17 protein-coding genes and 1 tRNA gene are annotated in these 16,858 nt (G+C 64.2%); 4 read left to right on the top strand and 14 right to left on the bottom strand.

Going from position 1 to position 16,858, the window contains the following annotated elements; all coding sequences use genetic code 11:
* Positions 1-6: 6 nt before the first annotated feature.
* Complete coding sequence (locus G6N73_RS05070; RefSeq protein WP_165024185.1) at positions 7-1,041, bottom strand: sodium:calcium antiporter; 1,035 nt, start codon at positions 1,039-1,041, stop codon at positions 7-9.
* A 203-nt stretch (positions 1,042-1,244) separates the two neighbouring features.
* Here G6N73_RS05070 and G6N73_RS05075 point away from each other — a divergent pair, with 203 nt between their 5' ends.
* Positions 1,245-1,622 (top strand): hypothetical protein, encoded by a 378-nt coding sequence (locus tag G6N73_RS05075; protein WP_165024187.1) that lies wholly within the window; start codon positions 1,245-1,247, stop codon positions 1,620-1,622.
* Between the two features lie 56 nt (positions 1,623-1,678).
* Here G6N73_RS05075 and G6N73_RS05080 read toward each other — a convergent pair whose 3' ends face one another.
* Positions 1,679-3,655 (bottom strand): bifunctional 2',3'-cyclic-nucleotide 2'-phosphodiesterase/3'-nucleotidase, encoded by a 1,977-nt coding sequence (locus tag G6N73_RS05080; RefSeq protein WP_165024190.1) that lies wholly within the window; start codon positions 3,653-3,655, stop codon positions 1,679-1,681.
* A gap of 107 nt (positions 3,656-3,762) precedes the next feature.
* Entirely contained in the window at positions 3,763-5,064 is a 1,302-nt protein-coding gene (locus G6N73_RS05085) for an NAD(P)/FAD-dependent oxidoreductase (RefSeq protein WP_246251620.1), read from the bottom strand.
* Positions 5,065-5,268: 204 nt separating this feature from the next.
* On the opposite strand from G6N73_RS05085, the gene G6N73_RS05090 reads away from it, so the two are divergent.
* Complete coding sequence (locus G6N73_RS05090; RefSeq protein ID WP_206078660.1) at positions 5,269-5,943, top strand: 5-formyltetrahydrofolate cyclo-ligase; 675 nt, start codon at positions 5,269-5,271, stop codon at positions 5,941-5,943.
* A 3-nt stretch (positions 5,944-5,946) separates the two neighbouring features.
* Here G6N73_RS05090 and G6N73_RS05095 read toward each other — a convergent pair whose 3' ends face one another.
* Both G6N73_RS05095 and G6N73_RS05100 read right to left on the bottom strand, forming a co-directional pair.
* Complete coding sequence (locus tag G6N73_RS05095) at positions 5,947-6,519, bottom strand: HdeD family acid-resistance protein (protein WP_165024195.1); 573 nt, start codon at positions 6,517-6,519, stop codon at positions 5,947-5,949.
* 109 nt (positions 6,520-6,628) lie between these two features.
* Positions 6,629-7,102 (bottom strand): Lrp/AsnC family transcriptional regulator, encoded by a 474-nt coding sequence (locus tag G6N73_RS05100; RefSeq protein ID WP_165024197.1) that lies wholly within the window; start codon positions 7,100-7,102, stop codon positions 6,629-6,631.
* Between the two features lie 146 nt (positions 7,103-7,248).
* Between G6N73_RS05100 and ald the strand changes: the two genes are divergently transcribed.
* Entirely contained in the window at positions 7,249-8,364 is a 1,116-nt protein-coding gene (gene ald / locus G6N73_RS05105; protein ID WP_165024200.1) for an alanine dehydrogenase, read from the top strand.
* Positions 8,365-8,579: 215 nt separating this feature from the next.
* Here ald and G6N73_RS05110 read toward each other — a convergent pair whose 3' ends face one another.
* The 5 genes from G6N73_RS05110 to G6N73_RS05130 form a co-directional block, all read right to left on the bottom strand.
* On the bottom strand, positions 8,580-9,050 hold the full coding sequence (locus tag G6N73_RS05110; RefSeq protein ID WP_165024201.1) for a DUF1203 domain-containing protein: 471 nt from the start codon (positions 9,048-9,050) through the stop codon (positions 8,580-8,582).
* 120 nt (positions 9,051-9,170) lie between these two features.
* A complete protein-coding gene (locus G6N73_RS05115; protein ID WP_165024203.1) occupies positions 9,171-9,734 on the bottom strand; it encodes a GNAT family N-acetyltransferase in 564 nt (187 codons plus the stop codon).
* A 4-nt stretch (positions 9,735-9,738) separates the two neighbouring features.
* Positions 9,739-10,590 (bottom strand): 3-mercaptopyruvate sulfurtransferase, encoded by an 852-nt coding sequence (gene sseA, locus G6N73_RS05120; protein WP_165024205.1) that lies wholly within the window; start codon positions 10,588-10,590, stop codon positions 9,739-9,741.
* Between the two features lie 59 nt (positions 10,591-10,649).
* Positions 10,650-11,393 carry an alanyl-tRNA editing protein gene (locus tag G6N73_RS05125; RefSeq protein WP_165024207.1) on the bottom strand — a complete coding sequence of 248 codons (744 nt, stop codon included), beginning with the start codon at positions 11,391-11,393 and terminating at the stop codon, positions 10,650-10,652.
* Entirely contained in the window at positions 11,393-12,427 is a 1,035-nt protein-coding gene (locus G6N73_RS05130; protein WP_165024209.1) for a cysteine synthase A, read from the bottom strand. The genes G6N73_RS05125 and G6N73_RS05130 overlap by 1 nt, the downstream gene beginning before the upstream one ends.
* A gap of 296 nt (positions 12,428-12,723) precedes the next feature.
* Here G6N73_RS05130 and G6N73_RS05135 point away from each other — a divergent pair, with 296 nt between their 5' ends.
* Entirely contained in the window at positions 12,724-13,542 is an 819-nt protein-coding gene (locus G6N73_RS05135; RefSeq protein ID WP_165024211.1) for an SDR family NAD(P)-dependent oxidoreductase, read from the top strand.
* 458 nt (positions 13,543-14,000) lie between these two features.
* On the opposite strand, the gene G6N73_RS05140 is transcribed toward G6N73_RS05135, so the two are convergent.
* The 4 genes from G6N73_RS05140 to G6N73_RS05155 form a co-directional block, all read right to left on the bottom strand.
* A tRNA-Leu gene (locus G6N73_RS05140) sits at positions 14,001-14,085 on the bottom strand.
* Between the two features lie 12 nt (positions 14,086-14,097).
* The gene (locus G6N73_RS05145) at positions 14,098-15,090 is read right to left on the bottom strand and encodes an alpha/beta fold hydrolase (RefSeq protein WP_165024214.1); all 993 of its coding nucleotides are present in this window, start codon (positions 15,088-15,090) and stop codon (positions 14,098-14,100) included.
* A 176-nt stretch (positions 15,091-15,266) separates the two neighbouring features.
* Positions 15,267-16,190 carry a pyridoxamine 5'-phosphate oxidase family protein gene (locus G6N73_RS05150; protein WP_165024216.1) on the bottom strand — a complete coding sequence of 308 codons (924 nt, stop codon included), beginning with the start codon at positions 16,188-16,190 and terminating at the stop codon, positions 15,267-15,269.
* 7 nt (positions 16,191-16,197) lie between these two features.
* Positions 16,198-16,821, bottom strand: coding sequence for a glutathione S-transferase (locus G6N73_RS05155; protein WP_165024219.1), 624 nt, complete (start codon positions 16,819-16,821; stop codon positions 16,198-16,200).
* Positions 16,822-16,858: the final 37 nt, after the last annotated feature.

Raw genomic sequence — 16,858 nt, forward strand, 5'->3', positions numbered from 1 at the left:
CTCATCTCACCTCATGGCATAGAGCAGCGCCAGGCCGCCGGCATAGACGATCAGCACTGCCCAGCTGTCTATGCCCAGCCGCCCCAGCGTCCGGTCCCGCCGCTCGATAAGGCCGGACAGGTACAACAGCGTGAGCATTATGCCGAGCAGCGCCGCCATCTGTGAGAAGCCGCCGACTTCGTTGATGATCGGGCCTCCCGCATAGACCGCGTCGATCAGAAAGATCAGCGAGACGTCGATGATGTTGGTCCCGAATATGTCGGAAAAGGCCATCGAGTAGCGTTTGAGTCGGACGGCGGCCAGGACTGTCGAAATTTCGGGCAGCGAGGTTGCGGCGCCGACCAGCGTCGCGCCGAAAAAATTCGCGCCGAGCCCCGTTTGTTCAGCGAGCACCTCGCTGGTGCGGGCCAGAGCGAAGCCGGCGACGAAAATCACCGCTCCTGCGCCCACTGTCAGCAGGATCGCGCTGCGCAGATTATACAGTATGTCTTCCACATCCATACGCTGCCCGAGATCGGGAAGGTTGGTCGGACGCCAGGTCCCATTCTCCTTCTCCCTCGCGATCAGCCAGAGCAGGCCGCCGGCTGCGAAAAGGACCGCTGTGGACCACGCGCCGACCCCGAAGATGGCCACGTCGCCGACGCCGATTGCCATGGCGACGATCGCCAGCAGCAGACAGCAGCAGACGCCCTGAAGCAGCACCGTCGGCCGTCCCATCACGAATGAGAGCGCCCGTGCGCCGAGCACGTAATCGCCGATGGCCAGGATGACCACCTGCAATGCGACCCCGCCAAGCAGATTGTTTGTGGCCAGCGCCGCCGCGCCGCTCAGGCCGGCGCTCACGGTCACAGCAATTTCGGGCAGCGAGGTGATGCCGCCCAGGACCACCATACCGATCAGCGCCGATCCGAGCGCGGTCAGATTGGCGATCGCATCGGCATAAGTCGCCAGTTTTACGCCGGCCCACCAGACGACCGCGGCACAGACGCCGAAGATCGCCAGGTTCAGCAAGAGGGGAAAGGATGCGAAGTCGAGAGACATGCCGCTCAAATCGAGCCCGGCCAAATGGTTCCCGATGCCGGCGAACTCAGAACCAAGCCCGCCTCAATGCGGTATCTACCAAACCAGGTCGACGGAAGATGAAACCATGGCCGTGGAAGCGCGTTCCGTTTCATCCAGCGCTCGCAAACGACTGCTTTAGGACACGTTCAGCGCGAGCGTCTCAAAGGATTAAGGAGGCCAAGATGAAACGGTTCCTGACGGCCGCCGGCATGATGCTTGCAAGCACGCTGGCCGCAACGGCTCAGACCTCGCCCGGTTGCGGCGACATCGGCATCGACCCCACCCCGCAACTCGACGACGTCTGCAATGACGTCGACAGGTCGACGACATCCGCCATCCCCGATGCAGGTTCGCCCGGCCTTCAGCCAGGCAACTCCATCGGCGGAGCGACATCCACCCTTCCCGGAGCGCCTGAGGGAATGCCGCCCCTGATCGTTCCGAACGATCCCCTGGGCACAGGAAATCGCGACGCGCTTTCCTCCGGCGGTTTGTCGTCTTCTCCCGGCAACCTGTCGCCCGGCCGCCGATCGGGCGCAATCCGATCACCGGGTGTGGATTAGCTTTGCTGTTGCGGAAAGGCGGTCGCCAGGGGCGGACCGCCTTTCCGGTCTCTCCCCTAAAGCGTGATCCGGTACTTCGAGAACCCTTCCGCCCCGTCGCCGGCCGGCTCGATCTTCACGCTCTTCACGTCCGCGATAAAGTCCTTTGCCTTGGGCCCGGTCTCGAAGATCACCGACGTGCCTTCCATCGGCGCGAACGACCAGTTGGCGTCGGCGGACGGATTGATCGTGCCCTGCTCGACGATGTAGCGCACGATCACGTCGCGGTTGGTGTCCGGCGCTTCGAAGACGAGCTTGGAGGCATTGATCTCCGGGAAATTGCCGCCGCCGCCGGCGCGGTAATTGTTGGAGGCGACCACGAATTTCTGCGCCGGATCAATCGGTTTGCCGTCGAACATCAGGTCGACGATGCGGTTGGAGCTGGCGTTGAGCACCGCGCCCTTGGGATCGTATTTCGGCGGCTGCCCAAGATCGATCCTGTAGGTCACGCCGTCAATGACGTCGAAATTGTAGGACGGGAAATCCGGATTGATCAGCGGCTGGTCGGCTTTGCCCGGCTCGATGGCGTTGAAGATGCCGGCCGACATTTCCAGCCATTCCTTGACCTGCGCACCGGTGATCGCGACCGCCTGCACCGTATTCGGGTACAGATAAAGGTCGGCGACATTCTTGATCGCAACGGCCCCAGCCGGCACGTCGGTATAGTAGTCCGCGCCGCCGCGGCCGCCCGACTTGAAGGGCGCGGCCGCCGAAAGCACCGGCAGGTCCTTGTGCTCGGTGTCCTTCAGCATGTCCTTGATGTACCAGACCTGCGCCTGGCTGACGATCTGCACGGACGGATCGTCGGCGACCAGCGCGAAATAGGAATGCAGCGGCGCGGAAGTCTTGCCGACAGGCGTGCGAACATATTTCAGCGTCGCCTCGTGGTCTTCCTTGACCGCCGCTTCCACCTCGGCCTTGCTTTCGACCTCCGGCACCACTTTCTTGTCGACGCGCTTGAAGATCGGCCGCGCTTCGGATGTCGAGCCTGCAACCTTCCAGGCATTGCCGTCGCGCTCCAGCATCAGGTCGATCAGGCCGAGATGCGAACCCCAGAAGCCGCCCATAACGCCTGGCTTGCCGCCGATCGTGCCCTTGGCGTTGTCGACGCCTTCCACCCCGTCGAACTTGGTCCCGGGGAAATCGAGATGGCTGTGGCCGGTCACGATCGCGTCGATGCCGTCAACGCCGGCCAGCAGCAGCGAGGCGTTTTCGAGATTCTCGGCATACTGCGCCGGTCCGATGCCGGAATGCGACAGCGCGATGATGAGCTCCGCGCCCTCGTCCTTCATCTGCGGCACCCAGGCCCCAGCGGCCTTGACGATATCGCGCGTCATCGCCTTGCCCTGCAAGTGGCGCGAATCCCAGGTCATGATCTGCGGCGGCACAAAGCCGATCAGGCCGATGCGGATCGGATGCTCGGCGCCGGCGCCGTCCTTGATCTTCTTGTCGAGGATCACATAGGGCTTCAGGAACAGCTCGTCCTTGGTCGCGTCGGCGGCGAGCTGGCCCTTGGTCAGATTGGCGCAGACGAACGGGAAGTTCGCGCCGTTGAGCACCTTGAACAGGAAGTCGAGCCCGTAATTGAACTCGTGATTGCCCATGGTCGAGCAATCATAGCCCAGCGTGTTCATCGCCTTGATGATCGGATGGATGTCGCCATCCTTCATGCCGCGCTCATAGGCGATGTAGTCGCCCATCGGGTTGCCCTGCAGGAAGTCGCCATTGTCGACCAGGATCGAATTGGTGGCCTCGGCGCGGATGGTGTCGATGATGGAGGCGGTGCGCGCCACGCCCATCGTGTCGTTCGGCTTGTCGGCATAATAATCGTAGGGGAAGACGTGAACGTGCAGGTCCGTCGTTTCCATGATCCGCAGATGCGCCTGATTTGCCTGGGCGCGCGCCGAAAACGGATGCAGCATCACCAGCGCGCCGCTGGCAGCCGTGCCGGCCAGAAAGGAGCGGCGCGAAATCGGGTGAAGCATATGGGACATTGTGTTCTTCCTCCTGGAACTGAAGCTCGAAAAAAATCGACGCCGAAACTGCAAGTTTCGCGCCGAAATTTTTGCAAGTCCAGCAGGATCGGATGACAGGCTGATGACTATCGCAAAGATCTGGCGTCATGCGGACCGGCCGGCAGATCGGCCTCGTCATCGCCGCCCTGCGCACCCTGCGTGATCAGGCGGGCGCTGCGTTGCCCGGTCGAATAGATCCATAGCCAGCTCAGTGAAACTGTCAGCCGGTTCCTGAGCCCGATCAGGAAATAGATGTGGGCGATGCCCCATATCCACCAGGCGATCCAGCCGGTGAGCTTGATTCGCCCGAAATCGATAACGGCGGCGCGTTTTCCGATCGTCGCAAGATCGCCATCGTGCTTGTAGGTGAACGGTCGCGGCGCGGCATCTCCCGCAAGACGTTTTCGGACGGTCTCCGCGACGTGCCTGCCCTGCTGCTTGGCGGCGGGCGCCACGCCCGGCACAAGCCTGCCGCCGGTCCACGCAACATGGGCGGTGTCGCCAACGGCGAAGATCTCGGGATGTCCGGGCACCGTCAGATCCGGCTCGACGATGATCCGGCCGACGCGATCGGCGGCAACGCCCAGCCATTCGGCCGCGGGCGAGGCAGCGACGCCCGCCGCCCAGATGATCGTCTTTGCCGGCAGATGCACCCCGCCGAACACCACGCCATCGGCATTGCATTCCGAAACCGGTCGGCCAAGCTCGACCGTGACGCCCAGCCGTTGCAGCGCATCCTTCGCGTAGGCGGAGAGTTCCGGCTTGAAACCCGGCAGCAGACGCTCGCCGGCCTCGACCAGCACGACCTTTGCGTCGCGCGTATCGATATTGCGGAACTCACCTTTAAGCGTGTCGCGCGCCAGTTCGGCGATCGTGCCGGCCAACTCCACCCCGGTCGGCCCTCCACCGATGATGACGAGCGTCATCAGTGCGCGGCGCTTTTCCGGGTCGCTCTCGCGCTCGGCCTGTTCGAAACCGAGCAGGATGCGCCGGCGGATCGTGGTCGCATCCTCCAGCGTCTTCAGGCCCGGCGCGAAAGGTTCCCACTCGTCATGTCCGAAATAGGCGTGCCGCGCGCCCGTCGCCAGCACCAGCGTGTCGTAGGCAATGGCATCTCCGCCCTCCAGCAGGACGCGCTTCGCTTCGGCGTCGACGCCGACGACCGTGCCTAGCAGCGTCGTCACCTCCTTGCGCGTGCGCAGGAGATAGCGCACCGGCCAGGCGATTTCCGACGTCGCGAGCGAGGTGGTGGCGACCTGGTAGAGCAGCGGCTGGAATAGATGGTGATTGCGCCGGTCTATGATCGTGACCCGGACCGGCGCGCCGGCCAGCGCCCGCGTGAACTCCAGGCCGCCGAAACCGGCGCCGACGACAACGACATGGTGCATGATCATGCTTTGCAAATTCGAAGGCGGTGCCGACTCGATGATGGGGCGTGGCGCCATCCGGCACAACCCCGCACCCGCAACCGCGACAATGAGAGGCAGCCGCATCCTCCCTTGTCATTCATGCCTGGTCGTCCCATGTCGCGAATACACATGCCGCTTGCCGATGCCCGGTCTAGCTTCGAGAGCAACGAATTGAGGTGACCGATGGATCATGATCCCGACGGCGACGGCCCGGTGCAATACGCTTCCCCACCGTGTTTCCTGCACGAATTGCAGCCTGGCTACAGCGCAGGCGGAGTCCATGCCGATCCTGTCGCCTGGGCGGATGTCGCGCGCTGGCGCAAGGCCGAGCGGGCGCGCCTGATCGAAGCGCGGCTGGCGATCCCGGCGGAAATCCGGGCGGCGATGGCGATAAAAATCGCCGAAGGGCTGGATGCCGAGATCGGCGATGTCGGCGGAAAGACCGTCAGCCTCTATTGGCCGTTTCGCGGCGAGCCGGATCTGAGGCCATGGATGGCTTCCATCATCGAGCGCGGCGGCAGGGCCGCCCTGCCGGTCGTCGTCGAGAAGGCGCATCCTCTGGTCTTCCGCGCCTACAGGCCAGGCGACCGGCTGGAAAAGGGCGTCTGGAACATCCCCATCCCGGCCGAAGGGGAAAGCGTCATCCCCGATGTGGTGATTTCGCCGCTGGTCGGCGTCGATCCGGCCAATTTCCGCCTCGGTTACGGCGGCGGCTTTTTCGACCGGACGCTCGCCGCCCTGCCGAAAAAGCCGCTGGTCATCGGGGTCGGCTACAATATGCAGCGGATAGCCACGATCTATCCGCAGCCGCACGACATTCCGATGGACCGGATCGTCACCGCATCCGCGCCCGTGTGAGTTCTAGTGCGCGCCGCGCCTCAGGCCGAAACCGAAGGCCACCAATGCGGCGCCCTGCATCGTCAGGTCGATCGCCAGCACGAGGCCGAGCACCCACAGCGTGTTGAAGGGCCAGCCAATGGCCAGCACGATGCCTGCAAGCAGCGTGATCAGGCCTGAGAACACAACCCAGCCCCAGCCCTGTTCGGGACGCGACTGGAAGCCTACCCAGAACCGCAAAATGCCGGCCACGATCAGCGTGCCCGCCAGGATCAGCGTCAGCACCGTTGCCGCGAGCAGCGGATTGTAGAATGCGAGGAAGCCGCCGACCGCATAGACAAGGCCGCTCAGCAGCCACAGCGCGAACGAGCCCCAGCTTCGCACGCTGAAGGCATGAATGACCTCGGCGATGCCCGCCGCCATCATCACCACGCCGACATAGAAGACGGAAGCAACGGTCGCCACCAGAATGTTCGAAAGCGCAATAAAGCCAAGTACAAGCAGCCCCACGCCGAGAAGCATAAAAAGCCACCACTTCGAGCGCAGTTCGGGAGCGCCTGAGCCCATAGTTTCGGAAGGGTCGATTGCATGTGTCATGGAAAGTCTCCTGTAGCCGCCAACAGTCGAACTTGGTCCGCCTATATTGGTACGCTCAATTACAGGTTGGCGCAATAACAACCGCTTGGAGGGCCAGGGGGGGTGACTCTCATGCCATCTCCGGTTTCATGCCCATTGCCGTGCGGTCGATGATCTCGCGCAGCGCGAAAGACGAGTTGATCTTGGTCACATGCGGCATGGCCGAGAGCCATTCCTTGTGGATGCGCTCGTAATCGGCGAGATCCCGGGCGGCGATGCGCAGGATATAATCGTATTCGCCCGACATCAGATGGCACGACAAGATGTTCGGGCAACGCTTTATGGCGGCTTCGAAATCCGACAGCGTCTTCTCGAACTGCCCGGACAGCGAAATGTGCACGATCGCGGTCAGTTGGTGCCCGAGCGCGGCGTTGGAAAGGCGGGCGTGGTATCCGCGGATGACGCCGCTTTTCTCAAGATTGTCGAGGCGGCGCGAGCAGGCTGACTGCGACAGCCCGACCCTTTCGGCGAGCGCCGCATTAGGGATGCGGCCGTCCTTCTGCAGCGAGTCCAGAATGGCGATATCGATCCTGTCGAGCGACATTGTTCGTGTTTCCTTCGAATGGAACGGATTTTGGCGCAAAAAATAGCGATTACCGCGCCCGGCGACAACCGGATTCGCAAACATTTGCGGCGCTATTTATGGTTTTATGGTCCACCCCGCAAAATCAGAAATTCGAGGAGGAACAAATGCGCGTCGGTTGTCCCAAGGAAATCAAGAATAACGAGTACCGCGTCGGCCTGACGCCGGGCGCGGTGCGCGAATATTCCGCGCATGGCCATGAAGTTCTGGTCGAGACCGGCGCTGGGGCCGGCATCGGCGCCGATGACAATGCCTATCGCGCCGCGGGCGCCGTGATCGCCAAGACCGCCGCCGACGTGTTCGCCAAGTCGGACATGATCGTCAAGGTCAAGGAGCCGCAGCCCAGCGAATGGGTGCAGCTGCGCGAGGGCCAGATCCTCTACACCTATCTCCACCTCGCGCCGGATCCGGAGCAGACCAAGGGTCTGCTGGCCTCCGGCGTCACCGCGATCGCCTACGAGACCGTGACCGACGATCGCGGCGGGCTGCCGCTGCTGGCCCCGATGTCGGAAGTCGCCGGCCGCCTGTCGATCCAGGCCGGCGCGACCGCGCTGCAGAAGGCCAATGGCGGCCGCGGCGTTCTGCTCGGCGGCGTGCCCGGCGTGCTGCCCGGCAAGGTTGCCGTCATCGGCGGCGGCGTGGTCGGCCTGCATGCGGCCAAGATGGCCGTCGGCCTCGGCGCCGACGTGACCATCCTCGACCGCTCGATCCCGCGCTTGCGTCAGCTTGACGACATTTTCAACGGCCGCGTCCACACCCGCTATTCGACGGTGGAGGCGCTCGAGGACGAATGCTTCTCGGCCGACATCGTCGTCGGCGCAGTGCTGATCCCGGGTGCGGCCGCTCCGAAACTGGTGACCCGCGAAATGCTGTCGGGCATGCAGAAGGGCGCGGTGCTGGTCGACGTCGCCATCGACCAGGGCGGCTGCTTCGAGACCTCGCACGCCACCACCCACGCCGATCCGACCTACGAGGTCGACGGCATCATCCACTATTGCGTCGCCAACATGCCGGGCGCCGTGCCGGTCACCTCGACGCATGCGCTCAACAATGCGACGCTTCACTATGGCCTGCAGCTCGCCAACAAGGGCATCAAGGCGATCCTCGACGACCACCATCTGCGCAACGGCCTCAACGTCCACAAGGGGAAGATCACCAACCGTGCCGTCGCCGAAGCGCTCGGCTACGAAATGGCGGAGCCGAAGGCGGTCCTCGCCGCCTGATATTTCCAGGCCCGAAAGTTTCCTCCAGCCTCGCCCGCCGGTCCGTCCGGCGGGCTTTTTCTTCGCAAGGCGGGGCAACAAAAAAGCGGGGCAAACCCCGCTTCCTCGACTGTCGAGATTTCCCGCCGGTTCATCCGCGGTCGGGATAATCGATCGACAGCCATCTTATACCGCGAGAATGCGACAGAGGTGCGACAAGCACCCCGCATGGGCCGTCACGCCCGCTCGATCCGGCACTGATAGCAATTGTTGCGGGCCGAGCGCATGTGCACATAGGCGATGTCGGGCCGCTGCAGCAATTCGTGCGACCGGCCGCAGATCATGTGGGTCGGCACCACTCCGCCGCTGCCATAGACGATGCGGTCGTCTCTGCCATAGCCGCGCAGGATGTAATCCGGCGTCGCCCGGAACATCGACGGAATGACGTCGGTTTCCGGCGCGCGCTCGCATTCCTCGGCGCAGAGGAAGATCGGCCCAGTTTCGGCGTAAGGCTGCAATTGTGGAAACGGGCGGTAGGCAAGGATCAGATACTCCTTGCCGGCCGCCACATTCTTCAGGCAGTGCCGGCAAGGCACGCCGTCGCCGTCGGAGACGCGCCTTTCGGGAACCATGCCGTAGGCGTCAGGCCCGCCCCTCTGCAGCGCGCGGACTTCTTCGGTGGGCAAAGCGACATAGCGTAAAAGCATGACATCATCTCCATCACAGGCTGAAAACCTTGCAATGAAAATACGGTTCTGCGGCTACGCCAGCCACCCGATTCCTGCCGGCGCAAGCGCCCGTGAACGCGCGGCAGTTGCCGGATTTTTCTACTCCCGCATCACGCTCTGCGCGCGCTCCTCGAACGACATCGGCCGCACATTCTCCTTTTTCTGACCGACCGGCGAGAAGCCGAGCTTCTGGTAGAGCGGCAGCGCCGCGGGATGGTCGAGCGTGCAGGTCTGCACCGTCACCCTTTGCGGCTTGTACGACCAGGCCGTGTCGATCGCCGCTCCCAGGAACCAGCGGCCGAGCCCCTGCCCCATCGCGTGCTCCATCATGCCGAAATAAGAGAGTTCCACCTCCTGCGGCAGATGCGGCTTCAGGTCGAAGAAGCCGGCCGGGGAGCCGTCGAGATAGAGCACCCTGATATCGCGGTCCTCGCGGTGCAGCCCCGCCGCGAGTTCCTCGTCGTCGAGCCTGAGAACGTTGACCCAGTGCCACTTCCGCCCGACCCGGTCCATCAGGTAACGATAGAAATGCAGCGGGATGTTTCTCGCCCTGAGCAGCGCGATCTGCCGGTTCGCCGGCAGCGGCGGGCTGAAGGCCGGCGGCCGGCTCATCTCGAGGAAGGTCACCGTGACCGGAATGGTCTCCGCAGCCTCGCTGTCCATAAGCTCAATCCTTGCCGGTCTCGACCGGCGTGTCGCTCCGCCCGCCCCATTCGGTCCATGACCCGTCATAGAGCTGGTTGTCGGTATGCCCAACCGATTCCAGCGCGAGCGTGATCGCCGCCGCGGTGATGCCCGAACCGCAGGAGGTCACCACCGGCTTCGACAGGTCGATGCCGGCATCCTCAAGAACCTCCTTCAACCGATTGACTGGCAAAAGCTTTCCGCTCTCGGAAAGGGTGAGCGCCGGCACGCTCTTGGCGCCCGGCATGTGGCCGGACCGCACGCCAGCGCGTGGTTCCGGCTCAACGCCCTGAAAGCGTCCGGCCGGCCGTGCGTCGGCTATCTGGCTCTCGCCGGTCTTGATGATGCGGCGCATGTCGGCGAGGTCGGCGACGCGCTCCTCGTCGAAATTCGCAAAGAACACGCAGGGCGCGATCTTGGTCCGCTCGGCTGTGACGGGCCTGCCTTCCGCCTTCCAGCCGTCGAAACCGCCATCCAACACATAGACCTGGAAAACGCCCATGACCCTGAACATCCACCAGACGCGCGGCGCGGCGAACATGCCTGGACCATCATAGACGACGATGGTGTCGTCGGCCGAGATGCCCATCGAGCCGACATGCTGGGCAAAGACCTCCGGCCGCGGCAGCGTGTGGGGCAGCGGCGAATCCGGATCTACCACCACATCCTGGTCGAAGAAGATCGCGCCCGGAATATGCGCTGCGTCATATTCGGCCTTGGCGTTTCGCTTCTGCGCCGGCAGGTACCAGGAGGCGTCGACGATCGACAGGCCGGGTGTGCCGAGCCGCTGCTCCAGCCAGTCAGCGTCGACGATGAAAGGGCTGGTCTCGGGCATTGGCTCGCTCCTGTTCGCGCACCTTAAATATCGCCGCGCGCGCAAAACTCAAACCGCGCTCACTGCGCGGGCATCGGCCCGAAGCGGATGCGGAAGCGGCGGTTTTCGCGGCCCTTCTTCTCGATCTTGCCGATATGGATCTCGCCGACCTCGCCTGTCGAGCGCACATGCGTGCCGCCGCAGGGCTGGCTGTCGATGACGGCATTCTCGCCGATGCAGACCAGGCGGATCTTTCCGGTCCCGTTCGGCGGGCGCACATTCTTCGATTTGACGAGGCCCGGGTTGGCGGCGAGTTCCTCGTCGGTGATGAGCCGTGTGAATACGGGATGGTCGGCCGCGACCAGTTCCATCAGGCGCTTCGTCACCTCCTCCTTGGTGAAGCTCGAATCGGGAATGTCGAAATCGATGCGGCTGTCGTCCTCGCCGACCGACGCTCCGGTGATCGGGAACGGGCAGATGACTGTCAGAAGATGGCAGGCCGTGTGCATGCGCATCAGGAGATGCCGGCGCGTCCAGTCGATGGCAAGCCCGACTTCGTCGCCGGCCTGCGGGACGGCCTGGCCAAGCGCCGGCACATGGATGATCTCGTCCTTGGTCTCGCCGGTAATCGTCGCCGCGATCGCGATAGCATCGCCGCCATTCAGGCGGAGCAGGCCGGTGTCGCCCGGCTGCCCGCCCGAAGTGGCGTAAAAAATTGTCCGGTCGAGGATGATGCCGCCGCGATCGTTGATACCCACGACCTTTGCGCCGGCTTCGCCGAGATAGGCGTCGTCCCTGAACAGGGCTTGCGTCACATGCGCCATCACGTCACCGCCTCGAAAGGCACGGATATCTGCGGCGCAGCGTCCATCCATTCGGGCACCGGCAGGTTTTTGGTCCGCAGGAAATCGGGATTGAACAGCTTCGACTGATAGCGCGTGCCGTAGTCGGCAAGAATGGTCACGATCGTATGGCCCGGCCCGATTTCCCGCGCCAGCCTTATCGCGCCGGCTATGTTGATGCCGGTCGAGCCGCCCAGGCAGAGCCCCTCCTCCTGCACCAGGTCGAAGACGATCGGCAGCGCCTCCTCGTCCGGCACCTGGAAGGAGAAATCGGGCGAAAAGCTCTCGAGATTGGCGGTGATGCGGCCCTGGCCGATGCCCTCGGTGATCGAGCTTCCCTCGGCCTTCAGTACGCCCTCTGTGTAGAAGCTGTAGAGCGCAGCGCCCAGCGGATCGGCGAGCGCGATTTTCACGCCGCTCTTGCGCTCCTTCAGGCCGATTGCAACGCCGGCCAGCGTGCCGCCCGTGCCGACGGCCGAAACGAAGCCGTCGACCTTGCCGTCGGTCTGCTCCCAGATTTCCCGCGCGGTGGTGCGGAGATGGCCGTCGCGGTTGGCGATATTGTCGAACTGGTTGGCCCAGATCGCCCCGTTCGGCTCGGTCCTGGCAAGCTGCTCGGCCAGTCGACCCGACACTTTCACGTAATTGTTCGGGTTCTTGTACGGCACCGCCGGCACTTCGATCAGTTCCGCGCCGAGCACCCTCAGCGCATCCTTCTTTTCCTGGCTCTGGGTGTCGGGAATGACGATCACGGTGCGATAGCCGAGCGCCTTGGCGACCACGGTCAGGCCGATGCCGGTGTTGCCGGCCGTGCCCTCGACGATGACGCCGCCGGGCTTCAGCAGCCCCTTCTCCTCGGCGTCGCGGATGATGAACAGGCCGGCGCGATCCTTGACCGACTGGCCCGGATTCATGAACTCGGCCTTGCCGAGGATCTCGCATCCGGTCTCTTCCGAGGCGCGCTTGAGGCGGATCAGCGGCGTGTTGCCGATGGCGTCGATCACCGAACGATGCATGGGAATTTTCCTTGTGCGATTGCCGTGGAACCCTAGAAATGTGGCGCGGGCGTTTCAAGGCAGGAAATTGCCTGGACCGCCCGCATTTTCTACCTGGCGTCCTTTGCCTGGGCTGAAAAGTAGTTCGATTGTTTGCCGGCGACATGAGAACCACAGCGATTTTGCGCGTCTTCGCCACCCGCATTGCGAGCGCTTTCTCCACGGCAGACCACGACGCAGTGTCCGGATTCCACGCTTTTCTTTCCCACCAGCGGCGGTTAGGTATCATCCCGATGCGGTCGATGGATTCTTGAAGTATGGCATTGTACAGGGCTGCCCCGGCAGACGGCGTTGCGTGGATCACCGGCGCCAGCACGGGCATCGGACGCTCGCTGGCGCGCGACCTGGCCGCCGAAGGCTACACGGTCGCGGTGACTGCGCGTGACGAGGAGCGGCTCGCCACCCTTGTTCAGGAGACGCAAGGCCTGCCCGGCCGCATCGTGTCCTTTCCCTGCGACGTCACCGACGAGGCCGCCATGGACAGGACCGTCTCGGCGATCGAGCGGGAGGCCGGCGCGATCGTGCTGGCCGTCTTCAACGCCGGCGGCTATTTCCCGACACGCGGCGAACGCCTCGACGTTCTGAACATATTGAAGACCTACGAGATCAACTTCTTCGGCGTCATCTATGGCATGGTGCCCGTGGTCGACCGTATGCGCAGCCGCGGCGGCGGCCAGGTCGTGCTGGTCGGCTCGGCCTCATCTTATTTCGGCTGGCCGTCCGCGGCTTCCTATGGTTCGTCAAAGGCTGCGCTGAACAATTTCGCCGAAGCGATCAAGCACGATTTCGACAAGATCAACATTCGCTTGCAGATAATGAATCTCGGATTCGTCGCCACCCCGCTGACGGAACGGGCCCAGTTCGCCATGCCGGCGCTGATGAAGGTCGAGGACTGCTCGAAGCGCATGGCGCAGGCGATCAGGACCGGCGGCTTCGAGCCGAATTTCCCGCGCCGCCTGACCTGGCTCCTCAAGATCGTGCGAATCCTGCCCTTTCGGCTGCGCTACAGGCTCATCCATCGGGTGGCCCGCTGGGAAGAGCGCCCTCTGGCCCCCGCCCGCCGGCGCAAGGCTTAGACTTGCTGCGGGCGCTGACGGCCGCAGCGCCCGCTTCAGACCAGGATATTTTTCCGCCAAGGCCGATCAACGGAAACTAGCGGTGCTGAGGAAACGGCAGGATCTTTGCCGCGCTTCGGCGCGAACATTCCTCCGCAACCATCGCTTCGATCAGAAGGCCCAGCGCTTCCCGCGACTGGACGCTCAACCGATCATTGCCTTGAAGTAGGTCGAATGCGCGCTCAAGATATCGGCGCGCGCCAGCAAAATCCGATCGCACGTTTTCCTCCCACGAGGCCCCCCGCGCAAGACTTAGCAAGGGCCCGGTTCCTTAAGGAAATGCTGACGACGGTTGTTGGATTTTATGCATTGGCCGGTTTTGCGGGCCGATAGTACGCTTCCGACAGGCGCGGCACGCGCAGGCCGAGCGGCCGGCGAACGGCTTCAACCGCCACGGGATTATTTCCGGTTGATGATGCTGGTGCGGACGCCGGGGATCGAACCCGGACGGGAGTTCCCGAGGGATTTTAAGTCCCTTGCGTCTACCAGTTCCGCCACGTCCGCTTGATTCAGTGCCTAAAGGAGCGCCCTGCCGGGAGCAAGGGCAAACGCCCTGTCGGCCATCCGCCTGATGAAGGCGATGACCCGCCCGGTCTCGGCATATTGCGGCATGTGGCCCATGCCCTCGACCATTTCAATCTCCAACCCATCGATCCTGCCGCGCATGGAACACCCCTGCATTTCGGGATCGAGCACCTGGTCGGCGGTTCCGAACATCAGGCCCGCCGGCATGCTGATTTCGCCGTAGCGCTTCTGGATCTCGCGCAAATCCTGTTCCATCGCGACGAAATCGGTGCAGGTCGCATAAAAATGGCTGGGCCGCAGGCCGATCATGCCGCCGCCCTCGGTCATGTAGTCTGCCGGCACGGATTGCGGGCCGAAGATGAAGGCCAGCGTCTGCGGCGCATATTTCAAAGCCGCCGGCACGGCGACGGTGTGCGCGACGATCATCCGCTTCATCCGCGAGCGTATGTAGAGCGGCTGGAAGGCCGGCGGCACGGTTTCATAGGCATGGGTCAGCGGCGAAAGCAGCGCCAGGCCGGAAATCAGGTCGGGATGCCTGAGCGCGAGCGCCAGCGCCACGGCGCCGCCGAGCGAATGGCCGACGACCAGCGGCTTTTCCAGGCCGAGCGCCTCGATGAAGCGGGCGATCACATCCGCCTGCTCGTTAAGCCACCCCGTGGCGCCCGGAGCGCGGGTCGAATAGCCGGAACCCGGCCGGTCAACCGCGATGAGCCGGTAGTCGGGGCCGAGCGCGGCAAACAGCGGCTGGCGGAACTGGTGAAGCTGCGCGCCGAGCCCGTGCAAAAAGAGGATCGGCCGCCCCTCGCCCGCCTCGACGTAATGCAACCGGTTGCCGCCGATTTCGACAAACTTTCCCGTAGGCGGAACGGTTCGCTCCGCGTTGCGCGCGATCCTCTGCGTGGCGATGACGAGGTAGAGCACATAGGCGACAGCCAGCGCTACGGCGGCCAGCGCCAGATAAAGGACAAGCCAAAGCACCGTCATTCCAGCCCCGTACCGGTTGCCGCCCGATTCTTTAGCGGTCCGCCGAGGCCGGGACAATCAGGTGTACGATTCGCCCCAACGCTTCAGCGCCAGAAGCACCGGCCCAAGCTCCTGCCCTTTTCGGTCAGCACATATTCGATGCGCGCCGGATGGCTGGCATAGGCGCGCGGACCGCCTCAGCCTGCCTTGCGCCAGGCGCCGGTCCGCTTGGTGAATGGCGAGTAGTCGACGAACGACCACTTTAGCGGCGTCGCCGCCCGGCGACGCCAGCCGCGCGCTACGTGGAAACGCCACATGCGCTCGGCGCCTTCGATCATCCGGCCGGCCTCGCCGCTCCAGTCGACCTCGGCAACGCCCTGCAATTGCAGCAGGTCGCCGCGCTCGAAGTCGATGAACAGCAGTCCGGCGCGGGGCTCGCCCAAAAGATTGCCAAGCGTGTTGAAATAGCGGTTGCCGCGAAAATCCGGGATCGTAAGCACATCGCCCGAGACATCGACGAAGCCCGGCCTGCCGCCGCGATGCGATATGTCCGGACCGCCGGCAGCACCCGCTTCGGGCCGCGAGCGCGAGGCGACGAAGAATGTATCGGCCCGCGCGATCATCGCCCGCGCCTCGCCGTCGAGGCCGGAAAGCGGCTCCGTGTCGGCTGGCCAGCGGTCCGCGACCTCGACCGCCCGGCCCTGTATATATTGCGGGCAATTGCCGAAACTCTGGCTCACTGAGACCGTCAGCCCGCCTGAATCCATTTCCGCGATGCTGCCATTGGCGCGGTTGCGCCGGCGCGTCGACAGGTCGATGCCCAGGATCGCGATGTCGCGTCCAGCCGCAAAGCCGCCGGCCGCGGGATCCCGGCCGTCCGGCAACGCGTCGATGCGCAGCGTCACCGGATCGGGCGAATGGGCAAAGCCCGGCGCGCCGGTCAGCATCGTCGCCAGCGGCCATCCCTCCTTGTCCGCCACGCCGGCGAACAAATAGGGCAGCAGTTCGAAGAAGCTGCGGTGCTGGTCGGGCATGAAGCCGCGAATGCCGCCGCCGCCCGCGCCGACACCGGCCAGCGCCTGGGCGGCGAGTTCGTCCGGATGGAAGGGCGAGCGGTCCATATCGGCCTCACGCGACCTGCAGGATAGGCGAAGCCGGCAGCGGCTTGAAATTCGGCAGCGCCTCGACCCGGCGCAGCCATTCGCGAACCGCCGGATAGGGATCCAGCATGATGCCGCCTTCCGGCGCGTGCGCGACATAGGAATAGCAGGCGAGGTCGGCGATCGTCGGATGCTCCGCCGCCAGCCATTTGCGGCCGGCGAGATGGTTCTCCATGAATGTCAGCACGCGCGCGCCGATCGCATGGCACGCTTCCCGGTCGCCGGGCGCGCCGAACAGCGCCATCACCCGCGCTGCCGCCGGGCCGTAGCGCAATTCGCCGGCCGCGATTGACAGCCAGCGCTGCACCTGTGCCGCGGCTACAGGTTCGTCGGGCAGCCAATTGCTCTCCGGCGCGTAGCGCCTGGCCAGATAGACCAGCATGGCGTTGCTGTCGCACAGCACCAGATCGCCATCCTCGAGCACCGGGATCTGGCCGAGCGGATTGAGCTTCAGGAAGGTTTCGGTGCGGCGCACGTCTGCCGGCGCCGGCGCGAAGCGGAAAGGCAGGCCGAGCATCAGAAGCATCAGTTCGACGCGGTGCGTATGGCCGGACAGTTCGATGCCGTGGAGGGTGATTGCAGGTTGGCTCATGGGCGGTCTCCTTCGTTCGCGCCCACTCTATCCTTGC

It is taken from the genome of Allomesorhizobium camelthorni, assembly GCF_011045125.1.
Taxonomy (GTDB): domain Bacteria; phylum Pseudomonadota; class Alphaproteobacteria; order Rhizobiales; family Rhizobiaceae; genus Allomesorhizobium; species Allomesorhizobium camelthorni.